The organism is Streptomyces griseoluteus (genome assembly GCF_004784465.1).
Classification (GTDB): domain Bacteria; phylum Actinomycetota; class Actinomycetes; order Streptomycetales; family Streptomycetaceae; genus Streptomyces; species Streptomyces griseoluteus.
Genome location: NZ_SRRU01000016.1, coordinates 22470 through 35570 on the forward strand (window position 1 = coordinate 22470; position 13101 = coordinate 35570).

The window sequence follows — 13101 nt, forward strand, 5'->3', positions numbered from 1 at the left end:
CCCTCCAGCCCAACGACACTCCCTGACTACCGTCACACTCACCATGCATGAGCAGCACTACGGCGACGTGCAGGAGGTCGGACGCCCGCGGCCTTCGCCGCGACATGGCGTCCGGCAAGGCAGTCCGATCGGGCCCGCCTTCGACTGCTCGAGCTTCCGCAGTTCGGCAGCGTCGGCAACCCGTGTCGCGAATCAACGTCGGCAAACGATGGCCCCGCAGCCGCTACCCGCCAGTTACTTGTCCCTGGTGTCCGAGGTAGGAGTCCAGGGCCTACTAGGACTGGGGGTGGCCTGCTGCAGGAGTTTGATGCCCAGTTCGTCGGTACGGTCGGCTTGTCCGGTGAGGCGGTGGACCAGTGCCCATCTGCCGTCCGGCGTGGCACCGGCGAAAACGGAGGCGTCACCGGTGGCGCCGTTGTGCCAGAGCACGGTGCCGGATCTCTGCCAGGACAAGGCGGGCTCCCCCAGTTTCTGTTCTACGAGGAGCTTGGTCACCAAGTGAGCCGTGGCCCGCAGGGTGGCCCAGAGCCCGCCGGCGGGCAGGATGGCGCCTGTCATGGTCCAGGGACGACGTGGGCGGCCGAACAGCCCGCGGCTGTAAAGGCATCTGTCCGGTGGCGGAGCGCTGGTTATCTCGGTGATGTCCAAAGGGGCAAGGACGTAGAGATCCAGAAGGTCTTGGTAGGACATACCTGCGGCGGAAGTCAGCGCGGCTCCGAGGATGGCGTAACCGAGGTTGGAGTATTCCTCGGTTTGGCCCGGGGCAGCGGTGGTGAGGGCGTCCAGTCTGTGGAGCACGGCATGCAGGGCGGCATCGTCGAAGCCGGCGTACGGGTCGCGCCGTTTCACGTGCGGGGGAAGCCGTGGCAGGCCGGAGGTGTGCTGGGCAAGATGCCTCAAGGTGATGCCGGTTCCCCGCGGAACGGGCAGAAACTGCTCCAGTGGGGTGTCCAGCTGGAGCACACCCCGCGCAGCCAACTGGGCCAGCGCGGTTCCGGTGAGTGTCTTGCTCAGAGACCCGATCTGGACGTATGCGTCCAGATCATGTCCATGCAGGACTTGGGGGGCTTGGCTGCTGCTGAGGATGCAAGTGGCGATGGGGCGCATGGGAGGCTTTCCGCGGGAGGGGACGGGGGAAAACGCAGGTTGCTGTTCCGGCGGGCATCCGGTGCCGGTTGACTGCCACCCATCGGTAGATCTGGTGAGCAAGCAGCCTGATGACTGGAAGCCGCAGGCCGAATGCCATCCCGCGGTAGCGACGGGTCGGCGAGGAGCCGAGGAAGCCAGCGAGAGCAGCAGCACCGCCGCAGAGTGCCGTCCCTCCGTCGAGCAGGAGGACTTCCCTGTCCAAGCGCTGGAGGTGGGTCCGTATCAGAGGCTTTGGGAGGGACTGCCAGGGTGCGGCGGGCATCTGAGGTCGGGCGCGAACGCGGATTTGTTGAACGGCGGCCTGACAGAAGGCACAGTCTCCGTCGAAGACCAGTAAGGGGCGCTGCGCGGTGGCACCGCCCAGGGCGGTTTCGTCCACAGGGGAGGAATTCCTCTCGTTCATGAGGGGCGGCCGCGGCGGAGGGATTCGGGGAGCGCGTGGTGGGGCGGCAGTCGCAAATGGTTGGGAAGGCAGCGCTTTCATCCGGCTCGTAGCCAGCTCTGGAGAAGGGCCTCCCGGTGCCGCGACGGCTGTACTGCGGAGGGCTGCCAGTCTCGGTTCCACCAATCTGACATGACGGCGGGCGAGGAGGTGCCGCGGACGAAGCGTGCGAGCAGCCCGTGCGAGAGGTCGACCTCCCGCTGCGTGTAGGCGCTTGAGGCACCCGAGAAGACTGGCGTCTTGCATTCATTCCCACCGGCGGCAATCACTACGGTCATCTCGGCCGGGCTGCTGGGAACCCACGCGTTTAGGGCTGCCGCGGCAACACTCGCGGCACGGGCCGCCCACCGGGCGGCAGTTGAACGAACCGGTGCCTCGGTCACCCGCAGATCCGTCACGTCGGACCAGGACCATTGCAGCGGGTCGGGCCCGAGCACCTGCGGACCTGCGGGCGAGAGAAGTACGCCAGGTGCCGGCGAAACCGGGGGCGTACCCAGGTACGTCTCTCCCGACTGGATCCGAAGAGACCGACCATGGCGCCAGGGTCCTGCGGGTGATGCTTGGGCGGCGTGGATTCCATTGTCAGCTCCTTGCTCTTGGAAGGCAGTCGGGGAGGCGGCCGGTGCCGGAGCTCCCGAACTTAGGCGGGCTCTTGAGCGATGCTGCTCTGTTTGAGCCACGCATCAGGTGCGGGATGTGCGGGGCGGCGGCCCAGCACCGGCGTGCCGTGCCGCCGCGCGAAAGGCGTGTCCGCCCGCGACTACATCCTGCTTGACGTCCCTAAACCCTCTCCTGGGTCACGGCTGCGGTGGGATAGCTCTCAACCGCGGCGCCAGCCCCTTTTACGGCAAGGCGCAGGATCAGGCCCTGCAACGGGGCAATGGTGGCGGTGGCCAGCAGGCCCAGGACCAGGACCGCAAGCACGGCGGTGGGCTGCCAGGCGGCAGCGAACGGCATGACTGCCAGCACGCCGGTCAGGCCGCCGAATACCCCGCGCACGGTGGCGGAGATGGACCTGTCGGTCAGCTTGGCGGCGGCCAGGTTGCCCAGAAAGCTGCCGGCGCCGTAGGCAAACAGGAGAGCGGAGATGGCGGCCGGGGAGAAGCCGGCGATGCGGGTGAGCAGCGGCGCGATGTAGGTAATGACGACGGCGACGCCGGAGAAGCCGACCGCGGTGGTGGCGATGGCCAGCAGCACCGGTTTGCGGCTCACCACGCGCAGCTCGTCGCGCAGGCCGGCGGACGACGCCTGTTGTTTGGGCAGCAGCAGAGCCAACAGCGCGACGGCGGTCAAGGTCAGCGCGGTCAGCACCGCGAACGGGGCCCGCCAGCCGGCCGGGTATCCCAGCAGTGAGCCCAGCGGTACCCCGAGCAAGGTAGCGACGGTGAACCCGGAGGCCACCGTGGCGATCGCCGAGCCGGTCTTTTGCTCGGGCACCACGCTGGTGGCCACCACCAGCGCCAACGCCAAGAACGCGGCGTGGCTGAGCAAGGAGCCCCCCCGCCCGGCCAGCAACATCGTGAACGAGGAGGCCAGGGCGCTGACCGCGCTGCCCGCGGCGAACAGCAGCATCAGCCCGAGGGCCAGGGGCTTGCGGGGCAGTCGCGCGGTCAGCGTGGTCACCGCGGGCCCGCCGATCACCACGCCGAGCGCGTAGGCGGTCACCGCCTGCCCCGCAGCGCTTTGCGATAGCTGAAGATCCGCGCCGACCTCGGGCAGCATGCCCGCGACCAGGTATTCCGACGTACCGACAACGAAGACGCTCGCGCACAAGGCCGCGAGCGAGGCGCAACTCTTGGTCATGCTGGGGAAGCTAGAGTCTCACATCGGTGTGAGAGTCAAGCGGCGTTGCCCACCCGAGACATCCACGAGGAGGATGAAGTGCGGATCGGTGAGCTGTCCCGCAAGACCGGCGTACACGAACGACTGCTGCGCTACTACGAGGAACAGAACCTGCTCCAGCCCCAGCGGCGGCCCAGCGGCTACCGCGAATACAGCGAGGCGGACGTGGACACCGTGCGCCGCATCCGCAGCCTGCTCGCCGCCGGGCTGAACACCGCCACCATCGCGACGATCCTGCCCTGTCTGCGTGACGAGGGCGAACGCCTGGTGCCGACCTGCTCCGACCTCCTGGCCGACCTGACCAAGGAACGCGAGCGGATCACCAAGGCCATCACCGATTTACAGACCTCCCGCGCCGCACTCGACAAAGTCATCGCCGCAGCCCCCGCCGATGTCGCAGAACGCGCGACAAGCGGCGCAACAGCCCGCAGCACACGGGCATGACCGCCACCGGCCCCGAATAGCGCTGCCACCGTCAACAACGTCCTGACCCGCAACACCTAGCACGGGGGTGCGGCGATGCGGCATCCGTGTCGCGTAGGCGAAACGGGTGGGATCGGGTGCTCGTACTCCAGCTGTAGATCGTGATCTTCGTAGTACGCGGTCGGCCGGGCCGTCTCTCGTGCCGGGTTGGTCCGACTGGTCGGATCTGACGGTGGGTCGCGCCGGGACGTTCCGGGCGGCGGCACCGCCGAGGTTATGAATGCGGCACCTGACCATCCACGAGCATCAACCTCAGGAGCCACACGATGCGCCCCATCAGAGCAGCCTGTCTCGGCGCGGCCACTGCCCTGGTCACCCTTTTCGCCTGCACCCCTGTCGCGGCCGCCGCGACGAACACCGACTCCGCCCACACCAAGGGCGGAGACAAGGTCATCACACTCATCGGCCATCTTGCGCAGCAGTCGCGCTTCCCCGTCACCCCCGGCGGCCCCGCCGCCCAGGGCGATCGGACCGTGGTCCGCTCGATCCTCTTCGACGAGAACGACAAAATCCAGGTCGGCGAAACCGGCGGCTTCTGCACCACCACCACGGTCGAAAACCGCGGAGCGGAGGAGTGCGTCGTGACCTACAAACTCCCGGGCGGCCAACTCACCGTGCAGGGGATGGTCTTCCGCATTCTCAACGCGGAGGGCGGCGTCGCGATCCCTCCGCCTTCGTTCGACAACGCGATCACCGGCGGCACCGGGGTGTTCGACCGGGCTCGTGGCCAGGTCCACGCCGACACGATCGGTACGGGCACCAGGCGCTTCACCATCGACCTCGACCGCTAACTGACCCTGCCCCCGCCCGGTGAGAAGGCTGGGCCGTCCACGGCACGGCCCACCGGCTCGATTGGTCCCATCGGCGACGCCGCAACCAGGGGTGCCGGTAAGAACGCTGTCACCAGCCGCAAACGAGGGACGTCACGTCCGGCGACGTGCAGTGGGGTCGCGCTCGGCAACGTGTCGGGCGACTGCGTCAACACCGGGACGGGCGTACCGCTCCAGGGACCGGACGGAGGCGTGCCTGGAGCGGGCCAGCAGCATGGGGGTGGAGGTGCCGCCCTCCGCGTCGTGTGTCAGGGCGCTGTGGCATAGCCGGTGCAGCGTGAAGCCGTCCAGGTCCTCGATGTCCTCGGGTGAGGCGAGCGGGTTGGCCAGCAGTCGGGTGTTCTCCTCGAAGATCTCCTCAGCCCGGCGGTAGGAGAGCCGGGCCCGGCCGGTCTCGGGGCATACGTCGAGCGTCGGCGTCCCGGCCGGGGCCTTGCGGTCGGTGAGGAACAGCGGGCCGCGGGTGCGGCGGGCGATCAACCTGGGCAGCAGCTGGGCGGTGCCGGACTGCCAGTGAATCCATTCCGTCGCCCCACCCTTGGCGGTGATCCTGCCGCGCTTGTCCTGCGGGTAGGTCTTCCACGTTCAGGCACAGCACCTCGTCGGCGCGCGCCGCGGACTCGTAGAGCATCTTCCAGAACGTCTTCTCCCGCATGGCAACGTCCAGCCGCCACAGGGCGGCGATCTGGTTCTCGGCCAGCGCCTTGGTGCGGTCGGGCGGTCCCGGCCGCCGCTCGATGCCGATCGTCGGGTCGCCTTCGATCCAGCCCTGGCGCTGCCACCAGCCGATCGCCTTGCGCGCGATGGACAGTTCCCGGTTGACGGCGTCAGCGTCCATCTCGTCCGCCCGCGCCGCCGCCCGCTCGGCCAGCACCATCGGCAGCGCCGGGTCGTCGATCGCGGCGACGGGGAAGACGGGCGGCTTCGCGCCGCGGCGGGCGGGTCCGGTCGGCGCCGGTTCGCCGGCGAGCATCCACCCCCACGTCGTCAGCGAGATCCGGTAGACCCGCGCGGAGGACTTCGCGATGCCCGCGCCGGTGAGGTACCGCTCGACCGCCGCGGTGTACGACGCGGGCGGGGCGGACAGGGGTACGACCCGGGCGCGCGGCAGCCGGAGCGCGCCCCCGCCCCCGATTTCGGTCACCGGTTCGATCGTCACGTCCGTCCCGCCCTTCCGGCTCTGCCGCAGTAAATGCGTACTCGCCTACGGCGGCCGGAGAGTCCGCCGCAGGTGTGTGTCGAAGGCCGGTCGATGAGGCGCCCAGCGCGAGAAAAGAAGCTGGTCAGCAGGGGTGCGATAGGCGAACCGCCAGGCGCCTTCTAAGCGCTTGGCCGCAGGTTCGAGTCCTGCCGGGGGCGCCACGTCTGAGCAGCAAGAACGCCCCGGAGGGAAGAGCCCTTCCAGTGCGTTTCGCATGTCTGAGGTGACGCTGACGGCAACGTCCCCGTCGACTCAACTGCGCCGCGTCAATCGTCGTCCAGCAAGGTTCCCAGCCGATCGAGTGCGGCACGCGTCTCCGTCATGTCCGCGTGCGCGTAGATGTTCATCGTCACGTCCAGGCACTGTGCCCGCCGATGTCCCGGACGATGTGGGGCGGGATGCCCAGTCCGAGCAGCAGCGTGACGCAGGTGTGGCGCAGGTCGTGGAAGCGAACCTCAAGCCCCAGCCGCTCGCGGATCGGATAAAAGTGCCGGTTGATCTTCCGGGGTTCGATCGCAGTGCCGAGCCTCGTGGTGAAGACCCGCACCGGTCCCCCGCCGCCGCGCGCTCCGCGTCCTGCCCCGCCCGGTGTCGGCGCAGCGCGCGAAGGACCAGGTCATCCCGATGAGCTATGCCGATCTGGCGAACCTGCCGCTGCCCACTGCGAAGGCGGTGGAGATCGAGTCGTTCGTGCCGCTGGACTCCATCGACCCGATCCGTATCGGCGCCGGCTTCTACCTCATCCCTACCGGCCAGGCCGCGGCCAAGCCCTGCAAACTGCTGCGTCAGGCTCTTGGGCGGTCCTCGCGGGTGGTCATCGTCAAATGGGTCTGGCACGGCCGCGAGCGGCTGGGCCTGCTCCGCGTCCACGACGACGCCCTCGTACTGCACCTCATGTACTGGCCGGACGAGATCCGCGGCCCCACCGAGCTGCTGCCGCTGACGGTGGAAGTGACCGAGGACGAATCGGGTTCCCGCTAGAACGTGGTCGTCGCTCTGACGCGCACGATGTGGGTTGATGTACGCAACATCGAGGGCGGTGAGGTGGCTGTGGAGCGAGATTCGCGCGGAGATGGTGGTGGCGGTGCTGGTGAGTACGCAGCCGAAGACAAGGCGGACCGGTCGGTCGGGACGCTGGAGCTGTTCTTCGACCTGGTCTTCGTCTACGCGATGTCCCGGGTGACGATCCTGATGTTGGCGGACATCTCCTGGGCGGGCTTCGGGCGCGGGCTCCTGGCGCTCGCCGCGGTGTGGTGGGCGTGGGTCTGCTACGCCTGGCTGACCAACACCTCCGACCTCGCCGGGCCCGCGCACCGGCTGCTGATCTTCCTGGCGATGGCGGCGATGCTGGTTGCCGCGGTCGCATTGCCCCAGGCATTCGGCGGGCGGGCGCTGGTGTTCGGACTCGCGTTCCTAACGGTCCTACTGATCCACGTCGCGCTGCTGGCTCTCGACGTGCGGGGCGAGGCCGACGTGGGTGCGCCCGCGCTGCGGCTGGTCCCTTCCTTGCTCGGCGGGCCGGCCCTGCTGGTGGCCGCCGCGTTCGTCGAGACACCGGGGCGGGAGCTGCTGTGGATCGCGGCCGCGGTGATCGGCTTCTCGGGACCGGTTGTGATCGGTACGGCCGGCTGGGGTGTGGCGCCCGGTTACTTCGTGGAGCGGCATGGGCAGATCATCATCATCGCGCTGGGTGAGGCGATCGTCGGGGTGGGCGCCGGCGCCGAAGACTCTCTGGGACGGCTGAGCGTGGTGACCGCCGTCCTGTTCGCGGTGCTGATCGCGGCCGGCCTGTGGTGGTCCTACTTCGGTTATCTCCGTGGCGGGGCCGAGCGGCGGCTGCGCGGTACCCGGAATGGGGAGCGGGCCCGGCTGGCGCGCGATTCCTACAGCTACCTGCACCTGCCGCTGGTGGCCGGGGTGGTCTTCTTCGCGCTCGGGGTGCACGAGGCCGTCGCGGGTGCAGGCGAACCGCTCCCGCTGTTGCCCGCCGTGGCCCTGGCCGGTGGCGTCGCGCTGTTCTTCGGCGGCGACGTCGCCTACCGGTGGCGCGATCACCACCAGCTGGCTGTCGATCGCCTCCTTGCCGCACTGGGGGCTGCCGCGATGATTCCGGTCGCTGGGGTGGTGCCGGCGTTGGCTGCCCTCGCCGGGCTTACACTCATCTGCCTGCTCCAGACGAGTTGGGAGCTCTGGCGTCATCCGGCGATCGGGCCGGTCGGCAGCTCCTGACCCTTGAGCGCCTTCGACGTTCCCACTCGTCCTACCCTCGGGTGCCGCCAGCCTGGCGATGACGCGCTCCAGCCCGGGGTGCAGTGGCTCCGGCCAGACGAGCTCGAGGGGGATCTGCAGGGGCTGGTCCAGGGAGACGAATCACGGTGCCGGCGACCGCTAGGCGGTTTCGTTTGGATCAGTGGGTCGTTGGTCCGGGTGTGCCGTTGACTGATGCGCAGTGGGCGCGGATCGAGCCGTTACTCCCGGACCGGACGCCGAAGCGGGGTGGTCGCTGGCGGGATCATCGTGAGGTGATCGACGCGATCGCCTTCAAGTTCCAGACCGTAACCCAGTGGGTCCACCTGCCGGAGAAGTACGGCAACTGGCGAGGCGTCTACAACCGGCTGCGGATGTGGGCCGTCGATGACGCCTGGGAGCGGGTGTTCACCGCCCTGGTCCCCTACTAGGGGTCCGGACCTGTCGGAACATCACTTTTACCGGTGGACCTGGGAGGACGGAAGGCCGGCCCCGTCCGGGGCATGTCCGGGACGTCGGCCCTGCCGGCTCAGGTACGCGCGCCTGACCGCCCGGCGTGGTGGTTCCCGCCGACCGCGCCCGAGTGGTTCGTCCACACCCTGCTGCCAGGCCGCTTGTACGGAAGTGCCGCAGGAGACCGTCGCAGGGACCCCCGAGCTCTGCCCTAAAGTACCTTCCGCTGCGCCCTGGCCGTCGGGTTGAGTGGAACGTCGCCGACGATTCCAGGAGGGGCGGAGCCCGATGCGCGAGCGGAAGAACGAGGAAGCCACCGGGGCCAAGGTTGGCCGGGAGGCGAGGCACGCGCCCGCCGAGGCCGGGCACCCACGGTCCAGGCTCCTCGCCCTCCAGGGCACCGTGGGCAACGCGGCGGTCGTCCAGATGCTCCGCCGGGCCGGCCACGGCCTGGACGAGGAGGAGCACCGGCACGGGGACGGCTGTGGCCACGAGGGCTTCAAGGACCCCGCCGTCCAGCGCTCCTCGGTCCACGACGTCGTGCGCAGCCCCGGCCGGCCCCTGGACCAGGCCACCCGTACGGACATGGAGTCCCGCCTCGGCGCCGATTTCTCCGACGTACGCATCCACACCGGCAGCGCCGCGAACGCCTCCGCCGCCGAGGTCGGCGCGCGTGCCTACACCTCCGGCAACCACGTCGTCCTCGCTGCGGGCGGGGGCGACGCGCACACCCTCGCCCACGAGCTCACCCACGTCATCCAGCAGCGCCAGGGACCGGTCAGCGGTACCGACAACGGCAACGGGCTGAGGGTCTCCGACCCCTCCGACCGCTTCGAGCGCGAGGCCGAGGCCAACGCCCGCGCGGTGATGAGCCGTCCGGCCCCCCGGGCAACCTCCGGCGTGCAGCGTTCGGACGGCCCCGAGACCGGGACGGCCGGTGCGGCAAAGGCGCCCGTGCAGCGCACCCTCGCGGCGGGCCTCCCAAAGGGGACCCAGGTCGTCAAGCACACGGACGAGGGGGACGTCGAGGGGCAGACGATCCTCAGTTTCGGCTTTGGGTCCTATCTGATCTCCGCGGGCGCGGACGGCAAGAAGCCCCGGGCGTCCCTCAAGGACAAGTCGTGGGGGACGGTCGAGGGGCGGGAGGCGTCCCGCACGGAGTACGAAGCGGCTCGCGCCGCGGAGTTGGACCCGGCGGTCCTCGCGGCCAAGCAGAAGCAGAAGGACCTCGACCTCGGCGAGAACTACCTCAGCGCCGACTACCGCCGGATCAACCCGCTCCTCGCGGCCCTCGGGCAGGTCGGCTTCACCCCCGGCGAGATCGCCGCCCCCGGCTTCTCCTACAAGTCGAAGGAGAGCGAGGTGCTCGACGCGTGGCGCAGTGTCGCCATGGCGCGGGGGTACGCAGACGAGCAGACCACAGAGGCGTGGGACGAGAAGCACCTCGCGGACACCTTCGACATCTTCGCCCGGATCAACGGCGTGTGGGACGACTTCGCGACGCCCCGCGCGAACGAGGAAGGCAACGTGGTGCGGGGCGACAGCAAGCACATGTACGAGTCGTTCGGCGGCATCCTCAAGCAGCAGGAGAACCACCCGGACGGTGGCTACGTCTCGGTCGACCAGACGATCGAGTGGCCGGCGATCCTGTCGACCACGTACGGCGATCCGTTGACCCACACGTACGTGGCCGGCAAGGAGATCGTCTGGGAGTTCGGCCTCCCGGAGGACCACCGGGGAAGGGCGCTCGGCAGGAACAACCAGTCCGAGGAGGAGATGACCTTCCCCATCGGCACCAAGATCCACATCCGCCAGATCCTCGTGCGGAGCGGCGATTTCCGGCAGGAGCAGTCGGCGAAATACGGCGAGAGCGCGACCGTGATCGTTTTCGCCGACATCCTGGCGGGCCAGCGACCGACTCGAGGGGACTAACCTCGCGCTTTCGCGAGTGTGGGCGTCCGAAGTTTGATCAAATAAGCGAGGAGCGCCTCTGACCTGGGACGATGGGACTTGCCTAGGGCCCTGTTCGTCGTCAGGAATGCTGCACTCCTCAGGTGAAGATGACGGCTCCATGCCCTGCCGAACCCCGGTTGACCAGCAGCTTCCCGTCCCTCCGAGCAGGATCACCCCGCCGGAGCCGTGGAACCCGGCGCGCACCCGACACGACAGCCGGGCCACCAGCATTCCCACGACCACCCCACAACAGCGGAACGGCCCGACGGAAGAACCGACGGACCGTCATGCAAGATCGAGGCTAGTAGGGCTTGGTCAGGTTCGTATCGGGATGGGCATGTCGCGGTGACAGGTGGGGCAGGCGCCGGCCCAGAGGGCGAGGAGTGTCTGCAGCTCGCGGACGACCTGGTAGAGGCTCAGTCCTGCGCCGCGCCTTTTGGGGCCCGGGCCAGTCGCTGCAGTGTGCAGAAGGCATGCGCGGCCGAGACGAGGGTGACGTGGTGGTGTCAGTCGTTCCAGGTGCGGCCCTCGAAGTGGGCCAGCCCCAGGGCCTGTTTTATCTCCCGGTAGTCGTGCTCGATGCGCCAACGGAGCTTGACCAGTCGCACCGGTGTGGCCAGGGGCATGCCGGAGGGCAGGCTGGACAGCCAGAACTGCACCGGCTCGGGCTCGGTGGCGGGCCATTCGGCCAGCAGCCACCGCTCGGGGAGCTCCGGACCCTCCGTCGCCTGGCGGATCTCGCGCCGGGCGGGACGGATGCGCAGGGCAACGAAACGCGAGTACATGCGCTTCAGCCCGCCGGCAGCGGAGGGTGGGCCTTCCGGCTGATCTTCATCTGCGGGTGGCCCTTGGGCCGGTGGCGTGGCTCCAGCTCCGCCTTCACCGCCGCCTCCACCTGGTCCTGCTGCCACCCCGACACCGGAGCGGTGTGACTACTCCAGCTGGCACACCAGGACGCTCACGAGGAGTCGGCCGGCGACCTGTTCTTTCTCTGGCCTTCCCTCCAGTCCGACCAGTCGGTACGTTCGTGGGGCCCGGATCGCGGCGGTGTGGCCCGGGCTTCCGGCGGAGGACGGAGGGGCCCATGGCGGAACGTGAACCAGTCGCGCGGGGACACTGCGACGCGCGCTTCGAGGCGGTGCGGACGGCGTTCGAGGAGAACTTCCGTGAGCGGGGGGAGCTGGGCGCCGCGGTCACGGTGACCGTCGGCGGCGAGGTCGTGGTGGATCTGTGGGGCGGTTGGGCCGACGCGGACCGCACCCGGCCGTGGGAGCGGGAGACCCTGGTCAATGTGTGGTCGACCTCGAAGGGCCCGACCGCGCTGTGCGCGCACATCCTGGCGGACCGGGGGCTCCTCGACTTCGACGCGCCGGTGGCCGAGTACTGGCCCGAGTTCGCCGCGGCCGGCAAGGAGAAGGTCCTCGTACGGCATCTGCTGTCGCACCGGTCCGGCCTGTCGGGCCTGCGCGAGCCGCACTCGGTCGAGCAGCTCTACGACTGGGAGCTGACGACACGGCGGCTGGCGGCGACGGAGCCGTGGTGGGAGCCGGGGACGGTGTCCGGCTATCACGCGATCACCTTCGGCCACCTGGTCGGGGAGGTCGTACGGCGGATCTCGGGGCTGGCGCCCGGGGCCTTTCTGGAGCGGGAGGTGACCGGGCCGCTGGAGGTCGACTTCACCATCGGCCTGCCCGAGAAGGAGGCGGGGCGGGCCGCCGAGCTGGTGCATCCGCCGGCCGCCTCCGACAGCGAACAGGCCGCGGCCTTCGGCCGGTTGACGCCGGCGGTGCTCGCCGCGCTGGCCAATCCCCTGGTGGGTGCGGCCGAGGCGAACACGCCGGAGTGGCGGGCCGCGGAGATCCCGGCCGCGAACGGCCACGGCACGGCGCGGGCCGTCGCCGCCCTGTACGGGATCTTCGCGGGACGAGGGTCGTACGACGGCCGGCGCGTGCTCTCCCCCGAATCGGCGGAGCGGGTGCGCGAGGGGCAGGGCAGGTGCCGGGACCTGGTGCTCGGTCCCGGACTGGGCACCGTCACGGAGATCGGGCTCGGTCTGTGGCTGAGCGGGCCGAACGGCTCCTACGGGCCCAACCCGAGGGCTTTCGGACACGACGGCTTCGGCGGCTCCTGCGGACTGGCCGACCCCGAGGCGGGCGTGTCACTGGGGTACGTCATGAACCGGATGGGGCCTCATATCGCCGACGACCCGCGGAAGACGGCACTGGTCGAGGCCCTCTACCGCGCCTTGTGAGGCCAACTGGCCGGAGGTGGCGGTCATGCCCGGCGGCGAGGAGTGTGGCTGCGGATGTCCACCGACCGCTCCAGCGTCGCTGTGTGGACCATCGAACAGTGGTTGGGCCTTCTCCTCCGGGGAGCTGCCCGGCGCGACGCCGCCGCAAGCCTGAGAGGCGAGGCCCGCAGCGCTTCGGCCGGCGTACGGACGGCGGAGGTCGGCGTGGCTCCGGCGGGCCCGGGTCGTTGGGCCTCTGGCCACACCGCAG

Annotated in this window: 13 protein-coding genes and 1 pseudogene; 7 read left to right on the plus strand and 7 right to left on the minus strand. The window is 69.6% G+C overall.

The window, feature by feature from the left end:
* Positions 1–234: 234 nt before the first annotated feature.
* The 3 genes from E5082_RS30715 to E5082_RS30730 form a co-directional block, all read right to left on the minus strand.
* The gene (locus tag E5082_RS30715; protein WP_135794498.1) at positions 235–1107 is read right to left on the minus strand and encodes a serine hydrolase domain-containing protein; all 873 of its coding nucleotides are present in this window, start codon (positions 1105–1107) and stop codon (positions 235–237) included.
* Positions 1043–1837 carry a thiol-disulfide oxidoreductase DCC family protein gene (locus E5082_RS33610; protein ID WP_308437585.1) on the minus strand — a complete coding sequence of 265 codons (795 nt, stop codon included), beginning with the start codon at positions 1835–1837 and terminating at the stop codon, positions 1043–1045. The genes E5082_RS30715 and E5082_RS33610 overlap by 65 nt, the downstream gene beginning before the upstream one ends.
* Before the next feature lie 534 nt (positions 1838–2371).
* Entirely contained in the window at positions 2372–3394 is a 1023-nt protein-coding gene (locus E5082_RS30730) for an MFS transporter (RefSeq protein ID WP_135794500.1), read from the minus strand.
* A gap of 78 nt (positions 3395–3472) precedes the next feature.
* Here E5082_RS30730 and E5082_RS30735 point away from each other — a divergent pair, with 78 nt between their 5' ends.
* Positions 3473–3877 (plus strand): MerR family transcriptional regulator, encoded by a 405-nt coding sequence (locus E5082_RS30735; RefSeq protein WP_135794501.1) that lies wholly within the window; start codon positions 3473–3475, stop codon positions 3875–3877.
* A 305-nt stretch (positions 3878–4182) separates the two neighbouring features.
* Positions 4183–4707, plus strand: a complete 525-nt coding sequence (locus E5082_RS30740) for a hypothetical protein (protein WP_135794502.1) — start codon at positions 4183–4185, stop codon at positions 4705–4707.
* A 397-nt stretch (positions 4708–5104) separates the two neighbouring features.
* On the opposite strand, the gene E5082_RS33260 is transcribed toward E5082_RS30740, so the two are convergent.
* Positions 5105–5905: a hypothetical protein gene (locus tag E5082_RS33260; RefSeq protein ID WP_229919029.1), complete on the minus strand. Its 801-nt coding sequence runs from the start codon at positions 5903–5905 to the stop codon at positions 5105–5107.
* Between the two features lie 391 nt (positions 5906–6296).
* Positions 6297–6494 carry a tyrosine-type recombinase/integrase gene (locus E5082_RS33265; protein WP_229919030.1) on the minus strand — a complete coding sequence of 66 codons (198 nt, stop codon included), beginning with the start codon at positions 6492–6494 and terminating at the stop codon, positions 6297–6299.
* Between the two features lie 77 nt (positions 6495–6571).
* On the opposite strand from E5082_RS33265, the gene E5082_RS30760 reads away from it, so the two are divergent.
* From E5082_RS30760 to E5082_RS30775, 4 genes are all read left to right on the plus strand, one after another.
* Positions 6572–6928 (plus strand): Ku protein, encoded by a 357-nt coding sequence (locus tag E5082_RS30760; RefSeq protein ID WP_135794549.1) that lies wholly within the window; start codon positions 6572–6574, stop codon positions 6926–6928.
* Between the two features lie 3 nt (positions 6929–6931).
* Complete coding sequence (locus E5082_RS30765) at positions 6932–8176, plus strand: low temperature requirement protein A (protein WP_208766265.1); 1245 nt, start codon at positions 6932–6934, stop codon at positions 8174–8176.
* 200 nt (positions 8177–8376) lie between these two features.
* On the plus strand, positions 8377–8625 hold the full coding sequence (locus tag E5082_RS30770) for a transposase (protein ID WP_229919031.1): 249 nt from the start codon (positions 8377–8379) through the stop codon (positions 8623–8625).
* A 310-nt stretch (positions 8626–8935) separates the two neighbouring features.
* Positions 8936–10579: an eCIS core domain-containing protein gene (locus E5082_RS30775; RefSeq protein WP_135794505.1), complete on the plus strand. Its 1644-nt coding sequence runs from the start codon at positions 8936–8938 to the stop codon at positions 10577–10579.
* A gap of 437 nt (positions 10580–11016) precedes the next feature.
* On the opposite strand, the pseudogene E5082_RS33845 reads toward E5082_RS30775, so the two are convergent.
* Positions 11017–11397: pseudogene (locus tag E5082_RS33845) on the minus strand (transposase); the annotation flags it as partial.
* Entirely contained in the window at positions 11391–11519 is a 129-nt protein-coding gene (locus E5082_RS33515; RefSeq protein ID WP_268255649.1) for a hypothetical protein, read from the minus strand. The pseudogene E5082_RS33845 and the gene E5082_RS33515, both read right to left, overlap by 7 nt.
* 165 nt (positions 11520–11684) lie before the next feature.
* Between E5082_RS33515 and E5082_RS30785 the strand changes: the two genes are divergently transcribed.
* Complete coding sequence (locus E5082_RS30785) at positions 11685–12851, plus strand: serine hydrolase domain-containing protein (RefSeq protein WP_135794506.1); 1167 nt, start codon at positions 11685–11687, stop codon at positions 12849–12851.
* The last annotated feature ends 250 nt before the right edge of the window (positions 12852–13101 follow it).